The organism is Aestuariivivens sediminis (assembly GCF_022662105.1).
GTDB classification, from domain to species: Bacteria; Bacteroidota; Bacteroidia; order Flavobacteriales; family Flavobacteriaceae; genus Aestuariivivens; species Aestuariivivens sediminis.
On sequence record NZ_JAKMCP010000001.1, the window covers coordinates 768,451 to 791,857 of the forward strand.

A 23,407-nucleotide genomic window follows, 5' to 3' on the forward strand; every position below is an offset into this window, starting at 1 on the left:
AATTATCTTGAAATTTCTATAATATCAAACTTCATAACGCCATTAGGGACTTTAATTTCGGCAACATCACCAACAGATTTTCCCAGAAGTCCTTTTCCAATCGGTGAACTAACGGATATCTTACCAGAAGCCAAATCTGCTTCACTTTCGGCTACTAAGGTATAAACCATCTCCATACCATTAGTTTGGTTCTTTATTTTTACTTTAGACAGCACCAATACTTTGGAGGTATCTAACTGCGATTCGTCTATTAATCGTGCATTGGCCAAAGTTTCTTCCAACTTTGAAATTTTCATTTCTAAAAGTCCTTGTGCCTCCTTAGCAGCATCGTATTCAGCATTTTCACTTAAATCTCCCTTATCCCTGGCTTCGGCAATAGCTTGTGAAGCCTTCGGGCGCTCAACATCTTTAAGTTGATTTAACTCATGTCTTAATTTTTTTAATCCTTCGGCTGTGTAATAAGATACTTTACTCATAACTTCATTGTTTTCATAATAAAAGATGCTGAAACCTATTTCGACTATAATGAGCACAGGAGTTCAGCATATAAAAAAATCTCGTATATACGAGACTGTCTTACAAAAATACAAAATTTAATTATATAACGTATACATGCCACCAAGTACTTTATCCTAGACCTGATATAAAAAATAAAAATAACCTGAGGAAAAATACATAATATTTATAGTAATTTGCGTTTTATAATTAATTACGATTTAATCCCCAAAAGGTATTATGAGATTGTCAATTTCGGTATTGGTGTTTTTCTTATTCGGTTGTAGTGTTTCCAAAGAAAATGAAAACTGCAATTTTTTGTTGGATATTGGTGTTAACGAATCCATAAACTTGAGCTACCCTACTTACAGTCTTCTGCAGTTTGCCGGTAACTCGGTTTATGTCCCCGGCATTGGAAATGGAGGAATAATCATTGCAAGCACTGGAGCTGACTTTTATGCATGGGATGCCAGTGACCCCAATCATATTCAAAGCAGTTGTTCCATTCTTGTTAATTCAGGATTGAACGCTACCTGCGGCTGTGATGATAAGAATGAATATAGCTTAGTTAATGGGCAACCCTTAAATAACGGCGCTCTGTTATGTGGTTTACGAAATTATCGCGTGGAACAAAGTGGTAATACATTAAGAATATATAATTGACCCTGACAGACTATTATAGGCCTGTCAGGTATTTTGATTAAAATTTCAATGTAGCTCCCAACAAGAAGTTGGTGGTAGCTTGAGGGTAATATCCGGTGCCTTCTATCGTGATTACTTGATTTGGATTAGACCACGTATCCTCATAAGTATAATAATACCCATTTGAAACATACTTCTTATTGAATATGTTATTAACTAATCCGGAAATCATGATCGACTTAAACAATGCATTTGGTTTAATTTCGTATGAAATATTAAAATCATTTACAAAATAACTATCTAACTTAGATATGTTAGAATCTACATTACTCATATACTGTTCACCTACATATTTACTTAAAAGAGAAAGCTGTAAGTATTTTACAGGTTCAACGTTAATTATATTTCCTATAACCACTGCCGGTGAAAATGAAATATTTGTATTTCCTAAATCTACCAATTCTCCATCAATTGAAGCTCTAAAATTTTTATTCTTATTACTGCTTAACGCGAGATTGGTTGATGTATTTAAGACATCGTTAAATCGAATACGGGCATCAACTTCAAGCCCAATTCTATAACTTTTTCCACTTGTATCTCGTATTGGACTTCCAACATCATCAAGTTCACCGGTTAAAACCAACTGGTTTTGATAAAACATATAATATACATTAGTATTCAAAGCCAGTTTACCGGAATGGTATCGCCATCCCAATTCAATATCATTTAGCGTTTCGTTTTCTGTAACACCAGCCTTAAAATCATCACGATTGGGCTCCCGATTAGCTCTGGCATAGGATCCATAAAAGCTAGACGCCTTAGAAAATTTATAGGTTAATCCAATCTTTGGATTGAAAAAATCAAACCTGGCATCTGTTACAAAATTAACCCTGTCAGAATTTATTCCATTTGTTTTATATCGTACAAAGCGACCCTGTAAATCTATAAACCCATTTAGTTTATTGGCCAACTTAATAGTTGCTTTGGAAAATACACTAAAATCATTTTTATTAGAATCGCCTGAATAATACCGATCCCTAATGTTGGTGTTTGGCTCTAAATTGCTCCCCCAAATGACTTCACCAAAATGATCGCCGGTATAATTACTTAAGGACAATCCAGTAATGATTTCAAAACCATCCTTTTTATAGGTCATATTTATATTGGCTACATAATAGTTGTTGTCCAACCATCGGCGCACAATAACATCCGATCCATCTACTATCAAATTATTAAAATCTTCGGCGGATTCACCTGGTTTAAATTGTTCAAAAAAACCTCTGCCTTTAGTATAATTAAGGCCGACATTAGCAGACCATAATTTGCTTAATCGCTCATTCCAATGCAATTGGTAATGGTCTTGCCAATAATTATCAGTTTCATTTTCATAGGTGTATGGATTTTGGCGCCGATCTTCTTGAAGTTGCTCGGTGGTTAATCCATACCATGCCTGGTAGGTTTGTTCTTTATTTCCAAAGCTTAACGCTTTTATTAAGGTGTTATCATCCTTATAAACTCCCTGAAGGAAATATGATTTTAAGTCAGTAAATGCACGATCTACATACCCGTCGGAATAAATTTTTGAAAAACGTCCGGAAAATTCAATGCTTCTACCTTCCTCATCATTCAAAATGGAACCAGAACTCATTTTTAAGGTATGTTTTCGCGTATTGTAACTGCCAAAACTATTTGAAATTTCGGCATAAGCCTTCTCAGAGAAGGCATCAGTTAACAGGTTCAAACTTGCACCGAAAGCTCCGGATCCATTAGTTGAAGTACCAACACCCCGCTGTAACTGTAAATTCTCTGTGGATGATGCAAAATCTCCTAAGTTTACCCAAAACGTACCCTGACTTTCCGGGTCGTTATATGGAATTCCATTAATAGTAACATTAACTCGGGTCGCATCCGTACCACGAACACGAATTCCAGTATATCCTATTCCCGATCCAGCATCGCTGGTGGTTACTACCGATGGCAGATAGTTTAATAAAATTGGTAAGTCTTGCCCCAAATTACGCTTTGTCAATTCTTCTTTGGTCACGTTTGAATGCGTAATAGGTGAATCGGCACTTACTCGTATGGCATTTACCAGTACGGCATCCAATTTTTCTGTTTTTGTCGAATCTTGCTGTACTTGACTAGGTTGTGCCTTAGCACTAATTGATAGCACCAGAAGTGTTAAAAAAAGAAATAAATTTTTCATTTCGAAATAAATTAAATTTAGATCGAATAAAAAGAGGTAATTATTCTTTTGTTGTTAATAATAGATTTTGATAAATATGGTTTAGAAGACCTTTCGACTGGCTCAAGGTAACAATCTAAATCATGTAACATATCTTAATGGCGGATACCGCCTTCCTTAGCAGCATTACCCGCTCAGGTTCAATGGGTATGATCTCAGCCTTTTGGAAGTTACAAGTAAAAAGTTCACGGTTAAAAGTCCAAGGGCCGTTAACCGAAACTTAATGCCTACTAACTTTTTTAAGCACCCCTTTGTGAGAACGGAACAAAAGTAATTAACACTTATCAATTGACCATGAAGATTTGAAAATAATTCTAAGAAAGTTCCGGTGGTTTTCTGTTTGCTTTTTTATCTGAAAGTTGACGCTTACCTTTTAATCGTTTTTCAATAGCAGCTTTTGGTACTTTGGTAGAAACTCTTTTTTTTGGAACTTGTAATGCATTTTGTATTAATTCCAAAAAGCGATTAATGACCAATGCTTTGTTATCATGTTGACTTCTGCTGTCATCACATTGTAAAATCAATACCCTTTCCTTAGTTAATCTGTTTTTAAGTTTTTTTAAAAGCTGTGCTCGTTGTTTCTCGTTGAAAGCCAAGGAAGCCTCCAGATTAAAGCTCAATTCAACTTTTGAGGATACCTTGTTAACATGCTGTCCACCACTTCCAGAGCTTCTAATAAACTTAAAAGCTAATTCTTGCAAAACGATTTGTTGCCATAAATCCACAATTATTAATTTAAGTATTTCCTATTAATACACTTTGCGGTCAAATAGATTTAAATATACGATTAAACCAAACCGTTTATCGATACTGATGTGGTGCTTTTAATAAATCATTAACCGTTTTAACCGGGTTAAACGTTATTAGGGGTACTTCAATAAAAATAGAATTCCAATGGGCCATACTTCCATTCCATAGTCCCGGTCGTTCTAATACCTTAATTTCTTCATCAAATCTCGATTTAACGGTAACAAAATAAGTGTCATTGTCTACAAAATTCTTGAGATCAAACACCTCCCCTTTATAGTTTTTAATGCCACAAACAAAATCCGTTGGATTAAAATGTGTTGCATTTTTAACAATCTCTTTTTGCGTATTATCTTTCAAGTCTATTTGGGCAAATTCAACTATTTGTAACGTAATATCTCCACTTTTATCTTTCACCCAAAATGGACCACCTCCCGGCTCCTTTTCATTCTTTACTATACCTCCAACACGTATGGGGCGATTCAGTCTGTTTTTTAATAACGCTATTTTATTGATCGTCGAAAGACTGGAATATTGATGACTTATTTTTTGATTAAAGGTTTTTGTTAAAAATTCAACTATCTCGACACAAGTTTCATTATCGGCATGCCCTTCATCAATGGCACGTAAAAACTCAAAAGTCTTGTTTTGGGTTTCAACCAAAACCCCAGCTAAAACCTTTTTATATTTTGCCAATTCCTCATGATGTTTTGATACCGTAACATTATCAATATTTTTAATAAATATAATATCGTAATCTAAAGCATTTAAATTTTCCAAAAGAGCGCCATGTCCTGATGCTCTAAATAACAGTTTACCATTAGGGTCCCTGTAAAGCTCATCGCGTAAAGTCAGGGTAATGGTGTCTGTCAATATTTTTTGATTGGAGAAGGATACGTTGAATTTTGTTTTTGTTTGCTCTTCAACATCTTCCTCTATAAACTTAAATTCATCATCGAACCGCTTATTATGATTGGGTGAAATTGTAAAATGTACATTCGCCAATTCTTTTGAAGCCGCATACAAGGATGCCTCAAACAAATGTTCCTCAAAAGCTGTGGCGACATGTTGCTCGTACCTATGAAAAGGCAGCAGTCCCTTGGGATAAGCACTATAATTTAACCGGTCTTCACTAAGCATGGTTTTAATAAATTCCAAACGTTTTTCATCATAAGACAGGTCATTAAAATTAGAAATATACTCGTGTAATTTATGGACTACTTCCTCAAAGAAAGGCAACTTTTCCAATCCTGCAAAAAAAATGGCGAGGCCTGAGTTTTTATGTTTGTTGATATAAGCATTTATAGTGTCGTTTTCTGGATCGAAATTTTTTAAAAACTGAAATAAGACTTTAAACATTCTTGTCGCTGCACCCGATGCCGGAACAAATTTAACGATCGACAAATTATTAAGATGATCCTCATAAACTTCTACGAAATGATTCTGTTCTTTCGTTGATAATCTTATGATCCCATTACCAACAGTCGCCGCTTCAACCAAGTTTGTATAAGAAATACCTTTTTTAATTATATCACTTTGGTGTTTAACTTGCTCAACGGTTAAACCGTTTTCTCGGATTTGAACTAAGTCTTTATCAGTCAATTTCAATACCTCGTCTTTTTAATAACACATCAATATGTTTTATGGCTTCGTTTAAGCGCTTTTTCTTATCCCCTTTGAGAAGAACATACGGTCTATTTTGCCGGATCAGTTCATCTTGAAATGCCTTAAACATGGCCATTCTATGATTCGGTTTATCTCTTAAATCATCCGCTTCCCAAGGGGTGTCAATATATGTTAAAAAATATAAATCATAAGTGTTTTCCAATGCATATTTTTCCAGTATTGGATCGCAGCTACCCAGATAATAGGCTTCAGAATAGACCTTGGTTTCTAATAAATCAGTATCGCAAATCAAAACGGTGTCTGTTTTTTTGGCTAATTTGTTTTCCAATCGCATTTGGCCTTTTGCAATTGGCAATAGATCCTTAGCTTCACAGGTTTGGCGTTCGTTGTTCCATTTGTTTTGAAGATACTCACGTGCATATTCCGGCACCCAAACCGAATTGTAATGTCTTGCCAATTGTCTGGACAGTGTTGTTTTTCCTGTCGATTCAGGTCCAAATAAAACCACCTTTAAGCAGTTTGCCTCAATGTCTCTTGATTGTTTAAGTTCCTCTTCCATGCTAAATACCCTTGTATGGCCAATATTGTAAAAATAAGATACTGTAAAGATAACATTCCCCAACCCCTATAAGCATAAAGAGGTATTGTAATAATGTCTGCTAATATCCAAAGTGTCCAGTTTTCCAATTTTTTATTGGCCATGAACCACATGGCTGTAAAAAATATGCCTGACGTAAAAATATCTATGTAATTTGATGCGGTGATAACTGTTCCGTAGGCCCTATAAACAAGATAGGTCACGATCATTGTTAATAAGAACATCCCAAACCCTATAATTTTTTCTTTCGTATTTGTTCTAGAAATTGGCACTACAAATTTATCTTCCTTCTTTCTTGACCAATTCCACCAACCATAAATACTCATAACCGAATAATAAAAATTCATCATCATATCTCCCATTAATTCGTCCTTAAAAAAAATATAAACAGTTATTATTGTAGCAACAAGCCCTGTTGGATAAACTAAAATATTTGCTCGCTTTGCATAAACGACACTTGCTATACCAAAGAAAAATGCTATGGATTCCAACACGATTAAATGCGGGGATCTGTTATAGTAGGGTTCTAAAAAAAAATCAAAAATGGGGTTCATAATCGCGTCGGTCAGATTTTACAATTTTCATATACAAAAGCCCGCCTTCAATAAGCTCGAAGACCTCCTTTATCTCTGTAGTTAGAAGTTGCATAACCTCATCATAATCCCCGTAAATTTGCGTGCTTAATGGATTTTCCAGAATTTTTAAGTTAGATGATCTTAGTTTTTTAATAAAATGAATAATTGCTGGTTCAAAATCATCCTGCAATGGTGTTAAAGTTAATTCTACTGATATTTTCATTCTCTTCTGAAGCTCCTCAAAAAAATGAGATGCTGTTTTAAATTTAAATTTATTCTTTGCTAAAGCCCTTTCAGCATGATGAACTATTTGCGCAATTCATAAAAAAACGATTCATTTTCCTCAAAGGCCGTACCAATAACAACCATATCGGCTCCAGCATTTAAGGCCTTTTCAAGTTGATCTTTATTTCGAACACCCCCACCCACAATGAGTGGAATATTTAATTCATTTTTTACTGCTGAAATAAGATCCGGAGGCAATGGTTGCTCCGCTCCACTTCCAGCTTCCAAATACATGAATTTCATGCCTAAAAGCTCTCCTGCCCTTGCCGTATTAATTATAAGCTGTAGGTTACTTCTTGATAACGGCTTGGTCTTGGTCACTTGTTCAACCGCCGTTATTTTTCCGCTCGAAATCAAAATATATCCCGTCGGGACAATCTCTAAATCGACTTCCTTTAATCTTGAAACAGCATCGACATGTTTACCGATCAAATACTCCGGATTTCTTCCTGAAATTAATGACAAAAACAACAATGCATCAGCCTTTTCTGAAATCTGCGCGATATCTCCTGGAAATGAGATTACTGGTAAACTTGTATTCTGTTTAATCGCTTCAACAACGCTATCTGTAACTTTATCTTCAACAGTACTGCCTCCAACAAAAACATGAGTAACAATAGATGCCTCTACCTTTTCGAAAAAAGACTTCGTGTTTGCGATATTAAACTTGTCTGGGTCTATTAAAACCGCCAGAAGTTTTTCTTTCGCATAAACAGATTTTATTATATTTTGATAAGTGAAGTCTTTTATAGCCACAAATATTTTTACTTACTTTTTAGAGCATATGCACAAGTAAAACCCTCAAACTCTACATAATGCGTCACATATTTACATTTCCTTCCATTAAAATCTATCCAGGCCGTTGTAAAATCCTCGTCATCCGAAAACGGAATGACCAAACAATGGCTTTTGAAACTTAACCCGGGAGTAGCAAAAAGTTTGTATAATGATTCCTTAACGCACCACAATATGGTTAATTTTTTAATATAGTCCACGGCGCTTTCATTCAAATAATCAAACTCATAATCAACAAACTTGTGTGCTATTAACGATATTTTATCCCGTTGTTTCTCAATATCAATCCCTACCTTCTCATCACTAATAATTACCGCTGAAAACTGAAAGGAATGCGTTATTGAAATGAATTTACCATCCATGAGATGTGGTTTCCCATTGGTATCATAATACAAATCGACATCTGAATATCCTAATGACCTAAGCAAACATCTTACACTTAAAAACCCGCGTTGGTGAATCTCACTCTTCATTCCAGAGACCCTTATTTCATTTTCTGGTTTTAACTGTATCGCATTTTTTAAATCCTTATAAGATTCTGTAATCTTCCAGATTTTAACAGTAGTTTGTGAGTTTACAGCAATAGTTTTAAATAGAGGCATTTAATTATCTGAAAGTTATTGGTTATCTTTGCGTCCACTAAAAGCAGATACTTTTGGTAAGCGAATTTAATTATTTAAATGCAAAACCCAAAAGGGTTTTACTCTTATAAAACCTAAAAAACAAAAATTACTATGAGTACTAAAACTGTAGCATACATGCCCAACAAAGTAAAGGATATATCGCTTGCAGCATGGGGAAGAAAGGAAATAGAACTCGCCGAAGCCGAAATGCCGGGATTAATGAGTTTACGTGAAGAATATGGCGCAATAAAACCATTAAAAGGCGCAAGGATTGCAGGGTGTTTACATATGACCATTCAAACAGCGGTTTTAATTGAAACCTTGCAGGCATTAGGTGCTGAAGTGACTTGGAGTTCTTGTAACATTTTCTCTACTCAAGACCACGCCGCTGCTGCCATAGCCGCCTCAGGAACAGCTGTTTATGCCTGGAAAGACATGACCGAAGCTGAATTCGATTGGTGTATCGAACAGACTTTATTTTTTGGAGAAGACAGAAAACCTCTTAACATGATTTTGGATGATGGCGGTGACTTAACCAATATGGTGTTGGATAAATACCCAGAACTTGCATTGGGAATTAAAGGCTTGAGTGAAGAAACCACAACAGGGGTACACAGACTCTATGAGCGTGTTAAAAATGGAACTTTACCAATGCCCGCCATAAATGTCAACGACAGTGTAACTAAAAGCAAATTTGATAATAAATATGGATGTCGCGAAAGTGCTGTAGATGCCATTCGTAGAGCGACCGATATCATGCTTGCAGGAAAACGTGTTGTAGTTTGTGGTTATGGTGATGTGGGTAAGGGGACAGCGGCTTCATTTAAGGGAGCTGGAAGTATAGTTACCGTTACTGAAATCGATCCTATTTGTGCTCTGCAAGCAGCCATGGATGGCTTTGAGGTTAAAAAACTTGAAACCGTTGCGCCACATGCCGATATTGTGATTACTACAACAGGAAATAAGGATATTGTTACAAGCGAACATTTTAAAGCTTTAAAAGACAAGGCTATTGTATGTAATATTGGGCATTTCGATAATGAAATTGATATGGCATGGTTAAACAAAAATTATGGACATACCAAAAACACCATTAAGCCACAAGTCGATAAATACACTTTGAATGGTAAAGATATTATTGTTCTGGCAGAAGGCAGGTTAGTAAACCTGGGGTGCGCTACTGGTCATCCAAGTTTTGTTATGAGCAACTCATTTACCAATCAAACCCTGGCTCAAATTGAACTTTGGAAACATAATGACAAATATGACAATCAAGTGTATATGCTCCCCAAGCATTTGGATGAAAAAGTAGCCAAATTACACTTGGCTAAAATTGGCGTAGAATTGACCGAGCTTCGCGATGATCAGGCGGAATATATTGGCGTTAAAGTTGAAGGCCCATTTAAACCAGAATATTACAGATACTAAAATGTTGTACTACTCAGAGGCTCTATAAGTGAAATTCAACATGTATGCATAATTAAAATCCCACACAGGAATGTTTGGGTTTTTTTGTAAATTTAATTTTCTAAAATAGACTACAATCCCCCTTAAAATGTCAAACTCCATTAAACGGATGAATACCTTAAATCTGCTTTTAGATCAACTGGAGGCCTACATTTCACTTAAGGACAAAAGAAATGAAATGGTTTCAAAGGCCTCTGTAGGTTGGCAGATAGATCACTCATTAAAAGTTTTTATTGCCGTTTGCAATTGGATTGAAAATTCTAATCCTGCCGATTACAAAAAACAGTTTAATTTTTGGCGACTTATATTATTCCCGTTAGGGTATATTCCAAGAGGTAAAGCCAGATCGCCCAAATCGGTATTGCCTCCTGAGGTTATTACAACAGAGGACTTAATTAATCAATTAAAAATTGCAAGACACCATGCTAAACGATTAAAATCTCTTCCGCAAAACGCTTATTTTAAACACTTTATTTTTGGCATGTTAACCTCAAAACAAACTCTTCGATTTTTAGAAATGCATACTAATCATCATTTAAAAATTATAAAGGATATTTTAAAGCCTGAAAGGTGATTCATATTTTTCTAAGCTAAAACTTATAATTACTCTACAATCCGCATCAAGATAGATAACTTAGGCACTCATCCCATGACCAATAACATGTCGACTTGAATGATATCTTTACTTAAAGCAGTTGTGACTTTTGAAGTCCCCTGTGACCAACTCCTGGGGATAAAATCCTCTTTTTAAACAAGTGGTGTTTCTGAATATCATTGGATATATCCTGATTGCAGTTAAAGGGGGTGAAAACAAAAAACCCTTACTGAAACAGTAAGGGTTTTTTGTTAAGAGAAGAATCGTTTCTTAAGCCTCAAAAGGCTCAATTGAAACATATGATTTATTGTCTTTTTTCTTAGTAAATTTTACGATGCCATCTATTTTAGCATGTAATGTATGGTCTTTACCAGCGTATACGTTTTCTCCTGGATGATGCGTATTGCCTCTTTGTCTCACGATAATGTTTCCTGCTATAGCAGCTTGACCACCAAAAATCTTAACCCCTAAGCGTTTCGATTCTGATTCTCTACCGTTTTTCGAACTTCCAACTCCTTTTTTATGTGCCATTGTATTTCGATTTTATAATTTTATATTAACTTAAAGCAGCTATTAATTCAGCTTTCTTCATGGAAGAATACCCTGATATTTCCTTTTCTTTTGCCAGTTCTCTCAATTTAGCAACAGTTAGTTGACTCAAATCTTGATGCGTGTCTTCCTTTTTGGGCATCTCTGCTTTTGACTCTGATTTCACTGTAGCAGAGGTTGTTGAAACATCGGCTTTTGAAGCAGCCGCTTTGGTGTCTTTGCTTGAAGAAGGTTTAGCTCCGGAAGCAACAATACTTTCAATTACAATTTCAGTTAATGCTTGACGATGACCATTCTTAACACGGTAACCTTTACGTCTTTTCTTTTTGAAAACAATAACCTTATCACCTCTAAGGTGCTTTAGGACTTTTGCACTAACTTGTGCTCCGTCTATAGCTGGGGCGCCTACAGTTACCTTGTTATCATCACTAACCAAAAGAACATTATCGAAAGCTACTTTCTTACCTTCTTCTGAGTGTAAACGATTAACAAAAACTTTTTGGTCTTTTTTAACTTTAAATTGTTGCCCTGCTATCTCTACAATTGCGTACATAGCGTAACGTTTTTATTAATTAAGTATATTAAAATTGAGCCTGCCTATCGGAAGGCGGGTGCAAATATACTGCTAATTAATTAATCTACAAACGTTTTCTTTATTTTGGAATGATGTTTTTACTTTTTTTGAAAAGTTGCATAATGGTAAGTGTACAAATTACTGTTGTTGCAAAACCCATAATAGCAACAACAGCTGTGACCATGCCTACATTAGTATCAAACCCCCCCTTGATTGTTTTTAACAATTGAGGGATAAAATCGGTATTTAATTCACTGGCATATAACAGGAAAAAAGCCGTGAATGACACTGTAGCTACGCCACCAGTTATTAGTCCTGTTTTAAACCCTTCGCCATACGAAAATGCCTCTAAATATTGTAACTTATAAACCCTAATCGCCTCAAAAATACCAAACGCCGTAATAACCGCATTGAAAAAGCTAAAAACCGGATTGACATGTTTATGCAATAAGGACAATAATAAAAAATAAGCAATTAAAACTGCACTTGTAACTAAGCCAAAACGAATAGGAAGGGTTAATTGTTTCATCTTTTATTTTTATTATTTAATAAGTCAAATTTAATTTTAAACGAATCCTTTCGATTGGTATGGAAATTTTGCAATCACAATCATTTCAAATTTAAATCGAATTAATCCATTTAAATTTCGTGAAAAATCATGAATAAAACAATTTTTAAAATGGACATTGTATTTTCACTTAATTTTGAAATCCTAAAATTTAACTTAGAAAACAACCTAATATCAATAGTATTTATTTAGTAACTTTGTTTAAAATTGAATCAAAATAGTCTATGAAAACTTTTAAAAACATAATTATTTGTACTGTTTTAACCCTTTTATTCGCAAATTGTAAACATGAAGCTAAACCTGAAGTCAAAACTGTTACCACAGAAACTGTAAGTGCTTTGGACCAAAATATGAGATATGCTAAGGCTGAATTTACCGTCGAAGGTATGACCTGTGCTATAGGATGCGCTGCAACTATTGAAAAAAAAATAGCCAAAATGAATGGTGTTACTTATGCAAAGGTTGATTTTGAAAAAAAATTAGCTATGGTAGAGTTTAACGAATCTCTCGTAAACCTAGATTTAATAGAAAAAACGGTAACCAGTGTTGCGGATGCCTATAAAGTCACTGATATGAAAACTGTTGGTCATTTTTCAGTCAAATAACCATGAAGTTTTTTTTTGATAAAGCTGAGGATGTCGAAGGGTTATAGGAAAAGCATAAATGCTTTATTCAGGAACCTGTCATATTTGAATTCTGATGGTGTTTTTATTTCCACCTCACTGTTTCCATAATGTGCTTAATATCTTGTTTCAAATAGTGCGCTGCTGGAAGAATGGAATCATAATTAGGTTTTGCATAAAAATAAAGGGAACCTGTTAAAAAATGATCGGTACTATCCGTCACGTAAAATTGGGACTGAGAGGCGGCATTCCCCCCAACTTCATATAGCGTACCATAGACTTTTCTCGAATTATCAACAAATGCCTGTTCTTTAATTTCATCTGCTTTTATGGTATGCTTTTGAGTAAAGTTTTGGGCATCTTTCAAAAAAGCAATCAAATTTTCCCTGCTGCCTTCAATCGCTTTATAGGTTAAATAAATCGTGCCTTTCATAGTCGGGTAGCCCAAATCAATACCATAACTTGGGGTGGTCCCTTCCACCTTTCTTACGTGTTGTTTTGTTGACAGATTATTTTTTTCAAATGTAAAAGGCAAATCAATCTCAGCTTTAATATATTTGGCTTCAGGATATTCTAAGCGCAAATAGGCTCTTGGTTTGGGAACAGCATTTTCTCCACAAGATATGAATACCAAGCTATTTATGATTAACAGTCCTTTAGACAAATGGTGACACATTATTTTTATAAACATAGAAATTAAATGTTCCTGTTTCAGTTGTACTATCTGTGCGCTAATTTATAGTGAATTTCAAAAGTTTAATACGCTTTTTATCTAAAGCCTCTATAGTAAAAACGTAATTTCCAAAATTTATTTTGCTATTCAGTTTTGGGAAACTCCCCGAAATCTCCAGTACAAAACCGGCAATAGTCTCAGCCTCTCCTTTATGATTCTCAAAAATTGATTCATCCTCAATTTTTATAACCTTATAAAAATCTTTCAGAGCTGTTTTACCATCAAAAACAAAATTATGGTCATCAAGTTTAGAATAAGTCAGATCCTCATCATCAAACTCATCACTTATGTCTCCTACAATTTCTTCAATAATGTCTTCCAATGAAATTAAACCGGAAGTGCCTCCATACTCATCAACAACAACTGCCAGATGCACTTTCTTCTCTTGAAATTCCGCCATAAGGTCATCGAGCTTTTTATTTTCCGGCACAAAAAAGGGTTCCCTAATTAACTTTGCCCAATCAAACTGCTTTCTATCAATATACGGAAGTAAGTCTTTAACATAGAGTATCCCCTTAATGTTATCCATATTATCTTCAAATACTGGAATTCTGGAATATCCGTTTTCGATTATTTCAGGCATAATCTCGGTGTATTTTGACTCAATATTTAAGGCAAAAATATCTATACGAGGTCTCATGACCTGTTTCGTATCCGTATTACCAAACGACACGATCCCTTTTAAAATTTTTTGCTCCTCTTTAGTCGTATCATCTTCACTAGTAAGCTCCAAGGCTTGCGACAACTGATCCACGCTCAAGTTGGACTTCTTTTTTCCAAACTTATTATGAATTGCCAGAGTTGTACTTCTCATGGGTAAACTAATTGGAGAAAAAAACACATCTAACACACGGAGTGGATAAGCCATAAAACAGGCAAATTTAAGCTTATTTCTACTGGCATAAATTTTAGGTAAAATCTCTCCGAATAAAAGGATTAAAAACGTTACTAGAAGGACTTCCAAAAGAAATTTTAAACTTATATTTACGAGAACCAAGTCAAAAATTAAATCAACTTCACTAAAAATGGTCTCTCCTAAATAGGCAAATAATATAACAATGGCTATATTGATAAAATTGTTGGCCACTAAAACGGTAGCTAAAAGCTTTTTGGGACGTTCTAAAAGACCGGCAATTATTTGAATGCGTTTGGGGTTGTCTTCCATGCCTGCATCAAGGTCTGTTCGATTAAGAGAAAACAGAGCCACTTCGGCACCAGAAATCAAAGCAGAACAGATTAACAAGACAATTAACAATAGAAAACCAACTGCCATGGAAAAATCAATGGCTAAGAACAATGGCAAACAACTCGAAGGATCGGGATCCAAACAAACAAGATATTAGTTAAACAATAAATAACTTTCTTTTAAAAAGGAAGATCATCATCCTCATCACCTATGGGTTCTATGTTGGAATCCTGAACAGATTCCTGTAGTGGATGAGCCGTTTGAGTAGCTGCTTGGGCTTCACTCTCTGCTTTGGTTGTTAAAAACGTAAAATCGGTACATTGTATTTCAGTTGAATACCTGTCGTTCCCTTTCTCATCTTGCCACTTTCTGGTTTTCAAACGCCCTTCAATATAAACTTTATCTCCTTTGCTCAAATATTTCTCACAAATCTCAGCTCCCTTGTTACGCACCACTATATTATGCCATTCCGTATTGGTAATACGCTCATTGGTTTGCCTATTGGTATAGGTTTCATTGGTCGCCAATGGAAAACGGCCCACACAACCACCTCCCTCAAAATAATGCATTTTTACTTCATCTCCCAAATGCCCAATTAGCATTACCTTATTCAGTGTTCCAGACATAAATTCGTTTCGTTTTAAAAAGCAAAATTAGGTATTTGCTTTTGTATTTTTTTAAAATTAATAAAAAAATATGATTGCCGGCCTATGTCTTTTGAAAAAGTAAAATTAATTAGCTGCACCTACCTTGGTTTTTCAGATTACCTAAGACTTGCGGCCGTCCTTTTTGAAATAAAACCCAAACTCATACATTTTATGATTAAAATTTAAAATGGCCCATAAAATTTTCAATTAATACTGGAACGGCATATTTATGTATTTCCTTCGCTGTGATTCCTTCGACTCCTAACTCCAAAACATGAACAATCCAAAATTTGGTAAATAAATGTTGATGAGATAATTTATGAATGATCATCGCGTCATTGTACAAACTTAAATCAAAAGCATTGTCTTTTACTAGTTTATGCCCTTTAAGTATTTCCGTTAATTCATTAATGTTAATTTCTTTTTGGGTTTCAATTAAAGGGAATTGATATAGGTTTTGCCAAATGCCCCTACCCGTTCTTTTTTCCAAAATAGTTTTCCTGTCATTAGACAAAAACACCAAAAAATTAAAATACTTCTTTTTAACCTTTGGAGTTTTTATTTTAACAGGTAAGGTATTAACCTTACCACTATTAAAGGCAATGCAGTTGTCCTGCAATGGACAACTCAAACAATCAGGGTTTTTAGGTCGACATTGTCTCGCCCCAAACTCCATAATTGCCTGATTAAACAGGGCAGGATTATCCTTAATGATCAATTCCTGAGCTAATGCTTTAAACGCTTTATTACCTGAAGAGGTATTAACCGGGGTATCAATACCGAAATATCTCGATAAGACCCTAAACACATTACCATCAACAACGGCTTCAACTTCATTAAAGCATATCGAGGCTATAGCACTTGCTGTATAATCACCAACGCCCTTTAATTTTAAAAGGTCTTTATAACTGTTTGGAAAAATACCGTTAAGTTCATTTGCGATATATTTAGCCGTAGCATGTAAATTTCTGGCTCTTGAATAATAGCCCAAACCCTGCCATAGTTTTAAGACTTCACTTTCTTCCGCCCCGGCCAAGTCAAAAATAGTGGGATAATGGGCAATGAAAGATTCATAATAAGGCAACCCTTGGGCCACCTGGGTTTGTTGCAAAATAATTTCGGACAACCAGATATAATATGGATTAGTAGTTTCCCGCCATGGCAGGTCACGCTTATTAACTGAGTACCAATGTGTTAAAATAGAGGAAAATGGCATGAACAAAAAATCTAACAATGGCTAAAATAAACCTTTATAATCTTAAATTTTAATGAATTAGGTTTGAAATATTGAATTTTAAATTCCTATATTTGCATCCCTTTAAAAACCATAATAATAACTATAAAACAAAATATTAAAATGACTAAGGCTGATATAGTAGCAAAAATTTCTGAAAAATTAGGAATTGAAAAAGGTGATGTTCAAGCAACTGTTGAAACATTCATGGAAGAAGTTAAAACTTCTTTAGAAAGTGGTGATAATGTTTACCTAAGAGGTTTTGGAAGCTTCATCATAAAGACTAGAGCTGAAAAAACAGGAAGAAACATTTCCAAAAATACAACTATTAAGATACCAGCTCATAATATTCCTGCATTTAAACCCGCAAAAGTTTTTGTGGAAGGCGTTAAAACCAATGTGGAAGTTAAATAAACGCATTAAAAGAATTATTAATTATTAAAGATACTATTTATGCCAAGTGGTAAAAAGCGCAAAAGACACAAGGTAGCGACGCATAAACGTAAAAAACGTAGACGCGCTAACCGTCACAAAAAGAAAAAATAAATCGAAAAGTAGTTAGATTAACTACTTTTTTCGATTTTAAAGTACGCAAACGTTCTTTGAAATGAGCTTATCCATATAAATGAGCTCCATGGATTAAAAATCCTGTGAAAATAACACCTGAATGTATTTATGATTTTTTATTGTACTAATACCAAGGTGTTCATCTGAATGCTAAACTTTTCTAGCGTTTCAGATACAAAATATTGTATAATCCATCTGTCACGAACAAACGTGGTGGATTAAAATTAACCAAATGGAAAAAGAATTGATCATTCGATCTAGTTCCAACGATGTTGATTTTGCCTTATTAAAAGATGGAAAACTAATTGAATTACAGAAAGATGAAGATGGTAACAACTTTTCTGTTGGCGATGTGTTTATAGCCAAAATACGGAAAGCTGTTCCAGGACTAAATGCTGCATTTGTTAATGTAGGCTATGAAAAAGATGCTTTTTTGCACTATCATGATTTAGGGCCTAAATTACCTTCCCTTTTAAAATTCACCAAACGTGTAAGCACAGGTAAACTAAAAGATTTTTCTTTGAAAAATTTCCCATTTGAAAAAGATATCGATAAAAATGGTAAAATTGTTGATGTCTTAAAATCTAATCAATCGCTATTAGTGCAAATCGTAAAAGAACCTATATCCACTAAAGGGCCAAGGATAAGCTCAGAGCTTTCCATTGCCGGTAGATATATTGTTTTGGTCCCTTTTTCAAACCGTATTTCCATATCACAAAAAATAGAGGATAAAGACGAAAAAGACCGACTAAAACGACTGGTAAAAAGTATAACACCAGCTGGTTTTGGTATTATTGTTCGTACTGTAGCAGAAGGCAAAAAAGTAGCTGAACTAGATAAAGATTTACAACATTTGCTGAACCGTTGGACAGCAATGTGTAAAAAGCTACACAAAGCACATCACCCTAGTAAAGTCCTAGGAGAAATGAATAAGGCCTCGTCCATTTTACGAGACATATTCAATGACTCTTTTACGGGCATTACCGTGGATGAAGAAGTGCTTTACTATCAAATAAAAGATTATGTGCAGGAAATTGCACCAAAAAAAGAATCAATAGTAAAATTGTATCAATCTAATGTTCCCATTTTTGAAAAATTTGGGATTGAACGGCAAATAAAGACCTCATTTGGCAAAACCGTTTCTATGGCAAAAGGTGCCTATTTGGTAATAGAACATACCGAAGCACTACATGTTATAGATGTAAATAGCGGCAATCGATCCAATAAAGCCAATAACCAAGAGGAAACGGCCCTGGAAGTGAATTTAATTGCTGCCACGGAAATTGCACGTCAGTTACGTTTACGTGACATGGGTGGGATTATTGTGGTCGATTTTATTGACATGACCAATGCCGAAAACAGGCAAACCCTGTTTAATCGCCTTCGTGATGAAATGAAGGACGATAGGGCCAAACACAAAATATTGCCCCCGAGTAAATTCGGGTTGATACAAATAACAAGACAGCGTGTACGACCAGAAATGAACATTAAAACCCGCGAGGAAGATCCTAACGGCATTAATGGCTCCGAGGTTGAAGCCCCTATAGGCATAGTACAAAAAATAACGCACGATCTTGAACGACTCTTTAAAAAAGACTATAAAAAGGTGACTTTAAACACACACCCCTTTATAGCAGCCTTTTTAACTAAAGGTTTTCCATCTGTGCGTTCAAAATGGTTTTTTGAACACAAAAAATGGGTTAAAATTTTACCAAGAGATGCTTACACATACCTTGAGTACCACTTTTTCGATAAAGATGGTAATCAAATTAAATAATTTAAAAAACCCTTTGCTTGTACAAGCAAAGGGTTTTTTATTGATATAAGCATTTACTAATAATGGTATAACACCCTTCTTTCATTTAAAGGCTGATCATTTCTGTAATTATTTAGAGGCATATTATTTTTTAACTTTAGTACCTCTGCCTCAGATAAAATAATGGGTTCTTTAAAAACAATCCAATTCACATTTTCCGTACAGGGTGGTGTCGTTAAAGACCCTTTGTACGCATAGTATTTAATACCCTTTAGAAAAAGACTTGATAAATCTATTTTTTGATGTATTTCTTTCGAATCACCTGTTTTCAAAGGCAAGAAACTCTCAAAAAACTCAAATAAATCGCTCTCAATCCCTTCTTCTCCGAACACTCCTATAACTGCTATTTCTCCTGTATTGCTAACATGTACAAGATGCAATTCTATTGGATAAATAACACCATTTATTTTATGCTCTGACGGTTCATGAAAATGAATTTGTTTTAAAAAATAAGTCTTGTGCATATATTTTATGGAATCTCCCTCCTCGAAGTTGAATTGTATGGAGTGTCCATTATTATCTACCTTACTAATATGTGTTGTTGGTGTATATAATATGCTCAAATTGTCACCCACTTTAACAGAATCCACATCTTTGTGTATAATATTTATGGGGGATTGGTATGTCCCATCACAGTCTGAGTCTTTTTCTATTTCCATCCAGTGATCCGGGGATGTTTCACCGGAGTAACTCCAATGTTGCTCTTTATGTTCCTGATCTAAAGGCAATGGTTCTTTTGAGTTTTTGCAAGTCACTGTGAGACATAACAATATGCTACTCAAAAAAAATATTTTAAGTTTCATAATAAATCTGATTTATAATTCATCCTGCAAATTAAATTATAACACCTTATTAAAAACTTACTTTTGTCAGTTTTTGTGTTTTTGTCAATAAAAAATATTTTTTATTGACATTTCAATGCCCCATTTAACCTCTAACTTTTCTAAACGAAAGAGGATACTTTAAATAACCAATTATTATTGGAGATCCTATTGTAAATTACGACAATTAATTATGGTGCCGGATTTGGAATACTATCGTGTATGGCATTGATTTGGGCATTTAATTCGTCACTTAAATTTATGTGAATACTATCAATATTCTCTTTAAGTTGCTCTAAGCTAGTGGCTCCGATTATATTACAAGTTAAGAATGGTTGTTGGTTTACAAAAGCAAGTGCCATCTTCGCTGGACTTAAACGGTAATCTTTTGCTAATTTCACATATCTTTCGGTAGCCCTTCGGGTACGCTCACCACTATAGCGCTTCAATTGAGGAAATTGGTTCAACCTGGAATACGGCGTCGCAGTTCCATCGGTGTATTTTCCCGTCAGCATACCAAAAGCCAAAGTTGAATACGCCAACAGACCTACATTTTCACGAATGGCCACTTCGGCCAAATCACCTTCAAAAGTTCGGTTTAATAAGGAATATGCATTTTGTATCGTAATCATTCTGGGCAAATTATGGCTTTTATGTTCTTCAAGATATCGCATGACACCCCAGGCTTTTTCATTGGACAACCCCACATGCCTTATCTTTCCTGCTTTTATATGTTTCTCAAGGGAATGGAGAACGTCGTTAAAATTATCCTGCCACTCATCAGTTGGATCGTGAACATAACCCAGCTTTCCAAAGGTATTGGTTAATCGCTCTGGCCAATGCAATTGGTACAAATCAATGTAGTCGGTTTGTAAACGTTTTAATTCCTTATCAATGGCCTCTTGTATAGATTTTGGGCTAAAGCCTGTTTTCCTAATATGTGCCACATAATCACTCGTACGACCCACTATTTTACTTGCAAGGACCACCTTATCCCTATAACCTGTTTTTTTCAACCAAGTCCCAATAATTTCACTGGTACGCCCTTGCGTTTCTGGTGTGGCGGGCACGGGATACAGTTCCGCCGTATCCATAAAATTAATTCCTTGATCGAATGCGTAATCCAATTGTTCATGACCGTCAACCTCCGAATTCTGACGACCCCAGGTCATGGTTCCCAAACATAATTTACTGACTTTTATATTAGTATGTGGTAAGATGGTATATTTCATTAAATATTTTGATTTAATAACAACAAACGTTTAAAGATAAAAAAACCTTTAAAAGCGTCATGCCTTTTAAAGGTTTTATAAAATAATATAAGCTTGAATACTGTATGTTCTGGTAAAGTATTGCGTATTCCTAAAGGGGAATAACTAAGCGTCCATTAAAATCATAGTCAAAAAAAATAGTCTTATCAAATGGTATTTTCAAGAACCACAGTCCTCAATATGTAAAAATCTAATGATCTTCTAATTATCCTTTAACAACCGTGTCAATTCATCTAGTTTTGGAGTTAGAATAACTTCAATACGACGATTTTTTGCTCTACCTTCTGGCGTGTCGTTAGTGGCTATTGGGGCATGCTCACCCCGACCAGCAGCCGTGAGATTTTCTGGGTTAATATGGTTATTTTCTCTTAAAATATCAACAATAGCAGTGGCGCGTTTGGTGGACAGATCCCAATTGCCCGTTAAGGGTCCAGAACCTTGATAAGGTACATTATCGGTGTGACCTTCAATAAGCACAGCAATATCCGGGTTGTCGCCAAGTACACTTCCTAACTGCATTACGGCCCTTCGTCCTTCTGAACCTACGGCCCAGCTTCCAGATTCAAACAACAGCTTATTTTCCATAGATACGTATACTTTTCCGTTGCGTTGCTCCACGGTTAACCCTTTCCCTTCAAAATCCGTTAAGGCTCTGGAAAGCGCATTTTTTAAAGCAGACATGGCCGCATCTTTTGCAGCTATCACATTTTCAAGTTCTGCCACTCTATTAGAACGTTCTTCAAGTTCTCGTTTTATCTTTTCCAACCGTGCATTTTCAGCGGCCAAGGCTTGCTCCTTAGCCTCCAATTGAGCCAATAATTCCCTGTTTTTTTGAGAGTTAGCCGCTATAGCAGCGGAACTGTTTTTCTCTAAGGCATCATAAGAATTGTTTAAGGCTTCATAATTAGCCTTTAAAGCACTGTAATCGGCTTGTAATTTATCGCGCTGTGCTACAGCTTCTTCATAGGCTGATTTAAGTTGCTTCAATTCGTTTTCTGCTGCATTTTTAGCGCTGTTCAGTAACTCATTTTCATCCGAAAGTTTACGATTCTCTTTCTTTAAATTTTCATATTTTGCCTCTAGGTCTTTGTAAATTTTTGGCGAAACACAGCTTGTCATAAAAGCTATGGTTAAAACGGTAAGTAAGGATTTTTTTATCATTTTTTTGGGTTCAATAATAGTGTTTATTTGTTTTATCGATCAATTTCAACTAAAATCGGACAATGGTCACTATGGACTGCATCCGATAGTATAACGGCTCTTTTTATTTTTTCTTGTAAAGGTTTGGCGACCATTGCATAATCCAGTCGCCACCCTTTGTTATTAGCCCTTGCATTGGCCCGGTAACTCCACCAACTATATTGCTGTTTATTAGGGTTTAAAAAGCGAAATGAATCAATAAAACCGCTATCTATAAAATTCCCTATCCACTCCCGTTCTACCGGTAAAAATCCTGAAACATTTTTTAATCCTTTGGGATTATGAATGTCTATTTCTTCATGGCAAATGTTATAATCACCACAAATAATAAGGTTGGGAATATCTATTTTTAGGGTATTAATATAGTCTTGAAACAGAGCCATATATTCTAGCTTATGGTTTAATCGGGCATCGTTGGTTCCTGAAGGCAAATACAAACTCATGACCGAAACACTTTCAACCCCTGCGGAATGGACGTGAAAATCGGCTCGCAAATTTCTGCCTTCGACATCCATGGATTCAAATCCTGTGCCATACTCAACATGATCTGGTTTTATTTTGCTCAAAATGGCAACTCCACTATACCCTTTTTTTTCAGCACTAAACCAATATTGATAAGAATACCCCGCCTCCGTAAAAAGATCCAGGTCCAATTGTTCCTTTAAGGCCTTTATTTCCTGTAAACAAATGACATCCGGATTGGCTGCCTTTAACCAATCTAAAAACCCTTTATTTAATGCTGCACGAATACCATTGACATTGTATGATATAATTTTCATGAATAATAAAACTTTTAATTTAAACCTTTCGGTTTTTGAGTCAGCAGGCCTTTTGGAAAAACCTTTGTTAATTTCAGCTAAAATAAATAATACGTTACTTTTACACTATTAATGACCATAAGAGTTTTAATAAAAACTATTAACAA

The 23,407-nt window shown here is 35.1% G+C and carries 26 protein-coding genes; 6 read left to right on the forward strand and 20 right to left on the reverse strand.

The genetic code is table 11. From position 1 onward, the window contains the following. Positions 1–2: 2 nt before the first annotated feature. Positions 3–476 carry a transcription elongation factor GreA gene (greA, locus tag MR054_RS03270; protein ID WP_242084055.1) on the reverse strand — a complete coding sequence of 158 codons (474 nt, stop codon included), beginning with the start codon at positions 474–476 and terminating at the stop codon, positions 3–5. Positions 477–735: 259 nt separating this feature from the next. Between greA and MR054_RS03275 the strand changes: the two genes are divergently transcribed. Next, positions 736–1,158, forward strand: coding sequence for a hypothetical protein (locus MR054_RS03275; RefSeq protein WP_242084053.1), 423 nt, complete (start codon positions 736–738; stop codon positions 1,156–1,158). 37 nt (positions 1,159–1,195) lie between these two features. Here MR054_RS03275 and MR054_RS03280 read toward each other — a convergent pair whose 3' ends face one another. The 8 genes from MR054_RS03280 to MR054_RS03315 all read right to left on the reverse strand — a co-directional run bounded on the left by MR054_RS03280 (position 1,196) and on the right by MR054_RS03315 (position 8,610). Continuing rightward, the gene (locus MR054_RS03280) at positions 1,196–3,343 is read right to left on the reverse strand and encodes a TonB-dependent receptor (protein WP_242156169.1); all 2,148 of its coding nucleotides are present in this window, start codon (positions 3,341–3,343) and stop codon (positions 1,196–1,198) included. A gap of 353 nt (positions 3,344–3,696) precedes the next feature. Beyond that, positions 3,697–4,107: an alternative ribosome rescue aminoacyl-tRNA hydrolase ArfB gene (gene arfB, locus MR054_RS03285; protein WP_242156170.1), complete on the reverse strand. Its 411-nt coding sequence runs from the start codon at positions 4,105–4,107 to the stop codon at positions 3,697–3,699. 76 nt (positions 4,108–4,183) lie between these two features. Next, positions 4,184–5,737: a DUF4301 family protein gene (locus MR054_RS03290; RefSeq protein ID WP_242156171.1), complete on the reverse strand. Its 1,554-nt coding sequence runs from the start codon at positions 5,735–5,737 to the stop codon at positions 4,184–4,186. Beyond that, positions 5,724–6,314 carry an AAA family ATPase gene (locus MR054_RS03295; RefSeq protein ID WP_242156172.1) on the reverse strand — a complete coding sequence of 197 codons (591 nt, stop codon included), beginning with the start codon at positions 6,312–6,314 and terminating at the stop codon, positions 5,724–5,726. The genes MR054_RS03290 and MR054_RS03295 overlap by 14 nt, the downstream gene beginning before the upstream one ends. Continuing rightward, on the reverse strand, positions 6,266–6,907 hold the full coding sequence (gene pnuC, locus MR054_RS03300; RefSeq protein WP_242084047.1) for a nicotinamide riboside transporter PnuC: 642 nt from the start codon (positions 6,905–6,907) through the stop codon (positions 6,266–6,268). Before pnuC ends, MR054_RS03295 begins: the two co-directional genes overlap by 49 nt. Further along, a complete protein-coding gene (locus MR054_RS03305) occupies positions 6,891–7,151 on the reverse strand; it encodes a thiamine-binding protein (protein WP_242156173.1) in 261 nt (86 codons plus the stop codon). The genes pnuC and MR054_RS03305 overlap by 17 nt, the downstream gene beginning before the upstream one ends. Before the next feature lie 83 nt (positions 7,152–7,234). Continuing rightward, positions 7,235–7,969 carry a phosphoglycerol geranylgeranyltransferase gene (locus MR054_RS03310; protein ID WP_338081497.1) on the reverse strand — a complete coding sequence of 245 codons (735 nt, stop codon included), beginning with the start codon at positions 7,967–7,969 and terminating at the stop codon, positions 7,235–7,237. A gap of 8 nt (positions 7,970–7,977) precedes the next feature. Next, positions 7,978–8,610, reverse strand: a complete 633-nt coding sequence (locus MR054_RS03315; protein ID WP_242084045.1) for a 4'-phosphopantetheinyl transferase family protein — start codon at positions 8,608–8,610, stop codon at positions 7,978–7,980. A gap of 132 nt (positions 8,611–8,742) precedes the next feature. On the opposite strand from MR054_RS03315, the gene ahcY reads away from it, so the two are divergent. Together ahcY and MR054_RS03325 are read left to right on the forward strand one after the other, a co-directional pair. Beyond that, complete coding sequence (ahcY, locus tag MR054_RS03320) at positions 8,743–10,059, forward strand: adenosylhomocysteinase (protein WP_242084044.1); 1,317 nt, start codon at positions 8,743–8,745, stop codon at positions 10,057–10,059. A 148-nt stretch (positions 10,060–10,207) separates the two neighbouring features. Beyond that, positions 10,208–10,672, forward strand: a complete 465-nt coding sequence (locus tag MR054_RS03325) for a DUF1569 domain-containing protein (RefSeq protein WP_242156174.1) — start codon at positions 10,208–10,210, stop codon at positions 10,670–10,672. 291 nt (positions 10,673–10,963) lie between these two features. On the opposite strand, the gene rpmA is transcribed toward MR054_RS03325, so the two are convergent. The 3 genes from rpmA to MR054_RS03340 all read right to left on the reverse strand — a co-directional run bounded on the left by rpmA (position 10,964) and on the right by MR054_RS03340 (position 12,345). Then, complete coding sequence (gene rpmA, locus MR054_RS03330) at positions 10,964–11,224, reverse strand: 50S ribosomal protein L27 (RefSeq protein ID WP_242084040.1); 261 nt, start codon at positions 11,222–11,224, stop codon at positions 10,964–10,966. A 25-nt stretch (positions 11,225–11,249) separates the two neighbouring features. Beyond that, a complete protein-coding gene (gene rplU / locus MR054_RS03335; RefSeq protein WP_242084039.1) occupies positions 11,250–11,795 on the reverse strand; it encodes a 50S ribosomal protein L21 in 546 nt (181 codons plus the stop codon). Between the two features lie 100 nt (positions 11,796–11,895). After that, positions 11,896–12,345 (reverse strand): DUF4199 domain-containing protein, encoded by a 450-nt coding sequence (locus MR054_RS03340; protein WP_242084038.1) that lies wholly within the window; start codon positions 12,343–12,345, stop codon positions 11,896–11,898. Positions 12,346–12,608: 263 nt separating this feature from the next. Here MR054_RS03340 and MR054_RS03345 point away from each other — a divergent pair, with 263 nt between their 5' ends. Further along, positions 12,609–12,989 (forward strand): heavy-metal-associated domain-containing protein, encoded by a 381-nt coding sequence (locus MR054_RS03345; RefSeq protein ID WP_242156175.1) that lies wholly within the window; start codon positions 12,609–12,611, stop codon positions 12,987–12,989. Between the two features lie 103 nt (positions 12,990–13,092). Here MR054_RS03345 and gldD read toward each other — a convergent pair whose 3' ends face one another. The 4 genes from gldD to mutY form a co-directional block, all read right to left on the reverse strand. Beyond that, positions 13,093–13,683 (reverse strand): gliding motility lipoprotein GldD, encoded by a 591-nt coding sequence (gene gldD, locus MR054_RS03350; RefSeq protein ID WP_242156176.1) that lies wholly within the window; start codon positions 13,681–13,683, stop codon positions 13,093–13,095. Between the two features lie 55 nt (positions 13,684–13,738). Then, positions 13,739–15,067 carry a gliding motility-associated protein GldE gene (locus MR054_RS03355; RefSeq protein ID WP_242084036.1) on the reverse strand — a complete coding sequence of 443 codons (1,329 nt, stop codon included), beginning with the start codon at positions 15,065–15,067 and terminating at the stop codon, positions 13,739–13,741. Between the two features lie 38 nt (positions 15,068–15,105). Next, a complete protein-coding gene (locus MR054_RS03360) occupies positions 15,106–15,552 on the reverse strand; it encodes a single-stranded DNA-binding protein (RefSeq protein ID WP_242084035.1) in 447 nt (148 codons plus the stop codon). Between the two features lie 196 nt (positions 15,553–15,748). Continuing rightward, entirely contained in the window at positions 15,749–16,789 is a 1,041-nt protein-coding gene (gene mutY, locus MR054_RS03365; protein WP_242156177.1) for an A/G-specific adenine glycosylase, read from the reverse strand. A 123-nt stretch (positions 16,790–16,912) separates the two neighbouring features. On the opposite strand from mutY, the gene MR054_RS03370 reads away from it, so the two are divergent. Next, positions 16,913–17,221, forward strand: a complete 309-nt coding sequence (locus MR054_RS03370) for an HU family DNA-binding protein (protein ID WP_338081509.1) — start codon at positions 16,913–16,915, stop codon at positions 17,219–17,221. A gap of 385 nt (positions 17,222–17,606) precedes the next feature. Then, a complete protein-coding gene (locus MR054_RS03375) occupies positions 17,607–19,151 on the forward strand; it encodes an Rne/Rng family ribonuclease (protein ID WP_242156178.1) in 1,545 nt (514 codons plus the stop codon). A 56-nt stretch (positions 19,152–19,207) separates the two neighbouring features. Here the strand turns inward: MR054_RS03375 and MR054_RS03380 are convergent, their stop codons facing one another. From MR054_RS03380 to MR054_RS03395, 4 genes are all read right to left on the reverse strand, one after another. Beyond that, positions 19,208–19,972 carry a carbonic anhydrase gene (locus MR054_RS03380; protein ID WP_242156179.1) on the reverse strand — a complete coding sequence of 255 codons (765 nt, stop codon included), beginning with the start codon at positions 19,970–19,972 and terminating at the stop codon, positions 19,208–19,210. A 230-nt stretch (positions 19,973–20,202) separates the two neighbouring features. Further along, complete coding sequence (locus tag MR054_RS03385) at positions 20,203–21,243, reverse strand: NADP(H)-dependent aldo-keto reductase (protein ID WP_242156180.1); 1,041 nt, start codon at positions 21,241–21,243, stop codon at positions 20,203–20,205. 240 nt (positions 21,244–21,483) lie between these two features. Next, positions 21,484–22,443, reverse strand: coding sequence for an OmpA/MotB family protein (locus MR054_RS03390; protein WP_242084028.1), 960 nt, complete (start codon positions 22,441–22,443; stop codon positions 21,484–21,486). A gap of 32 nt (positions 22,444–22,475) precedes the next feature. Beyond that, a complete protein-coding gene (locus MR054_RS03395; RefSeq protein WP_242084027.1) occupies positions 22,476–23,261 on the reverse strand; it encodes an exodeoxyribonuclease III in 786 nt (261 codons plus the stop codon). Positions 23,262–23,407: the final 146 nt, after the last annotated feature.

Bases quoted from the DNA above. Each gene is read 5' to 3' on its own strand.
- greA (WP_242084055.1), bottom strand. From the start codon at position 476: ATGAGTAAAGTATCTTATTACACAGCCGAAGGATTAAAAAAATTAAGA.
- MR054_RS03275 (WP_242084053.1), top strand. From the start codon at position 736: ATGAGATTGTCAATTTCGGTATTGGTGTTTTTCTTATTCGGTTGTAGT.
- MR054_RS03280 (WP_242156169.1), bottom strand. From the start codon at position 3,343: ATGAAAAATTTATTTCTTTTTTTAACACTTCTGGTGCTATCAATTAGT.
- MR054_RS03295 (WP_242156172.1), bottom strand. From the start codon at position 6,314: ATGGAAGAGGAACTTAAACAATCAAGAGACATTGAGGCAAACTGCTTA.
- pnuC (WP_242084047.1), bottom strand. From the start codon at position 6,907: ATGAACCCCATTTTTGATTTTTTTTTAGAACCCTACTATAACAGATCC.
- MR054_RS03305 (WP_242156173.1), bottom strand. From the start codon at position 7,151: ATGAAAATATCAGTAGAATTAACTTTAACACCATTGCAGGATGATTTT.
- MR054_RS03315 (WP_242084045.1), bottom strand. From the start codon at position 8,610: ATGCCTCTATTTAAAACTATTGCTGTAAACTCACAAACTACTGTTAAA.
- ahcY (WP_242084044.1), top strand. From the start codon at position 8,743: ATGAGTACTAAAACTGTAGCATACATGCCCAACAAAGTAAAGGATATA.
- MR054_RS03325 (WP_242156174.1), top strand. From the start codon at position 10,208: ATGAATACCTTAAATCTGCTTTTAGATCAACTGGAGGCCTACATTTCA.
- rpmA (WP_242084040.1), bottom strand. From the start codon at position 11,224: ATGGCACATAAAAAAGGAGTTGGAAGTTCGAAAAACGGTAGAGAATCA.
- rplU (WP_242084039.1), bottom strand. From the start codon at position 11,795: ATGTACGCAATTGTAGAGATAGCAGGGCAACAATTTAAAGTTAAAAAA.
- MR054_RS03340 (WP_242084038.1), bottom strand. From the start codon at position 12,345: ATGAAACAATTAACCCTTCCTATTCGTTTTGGCTTAGTTACAAGTGCA.
- MR054_RS03345 (WP_242156175.1), top strand. From the start codon at position 12,609: ATGAAAACTTTTAAAAACATAATTATTTGTACTGTTTTAACCCTTTTA.
- gldD (WP_242156176.1), bottom strand. From the start codon at position 13,683: ATGTGTCACCATTTGTCTAAAGGACTGTTAATCATAAATAGCTTGGTA.
- MR054_RS03360 (WP_242084035.1), bottom strand. From the start codon at position 15,552: ATGTCTGGAACACTGAATAAGGTAATGCTAATTGGGCATTTGGGAGAT.
- mutY (WP_242156177.1), bottom strand. From the start codon at position 16,789: ATGCCATTTTCCTCTATTTTAACACATTGGTACTCAGTTAATAAGCGT.
- MR054_RS03375 (WP_242156178.1), top strand. From the start codon at position 17,607: ATGGAAAAAGAATTGATCATTCGATCTAGTTCCAACGATGTTGATTTT.
- MR054_RS03385 (WP_242156180.1), bottom strand. From the start codon at position 21,243: ATGAAATATACCATCTTACCACATACTAATATAAAAGTCAGTAAATTA.
- MR054_RS03390 (WP_242084028.1), bottom strand. From the start codon at position 22,443: ATGATAAAAAAATCCTTACTTACCGTTTTAACCATAGCTTTTATGACA.
- MR054_RS03395 (WP_242084027.1), bottom strand. From the start codon at position 23,261: ATGAAAATTATATCATACAATGTCAATGGTATTCGTGCAGCATTAAAT.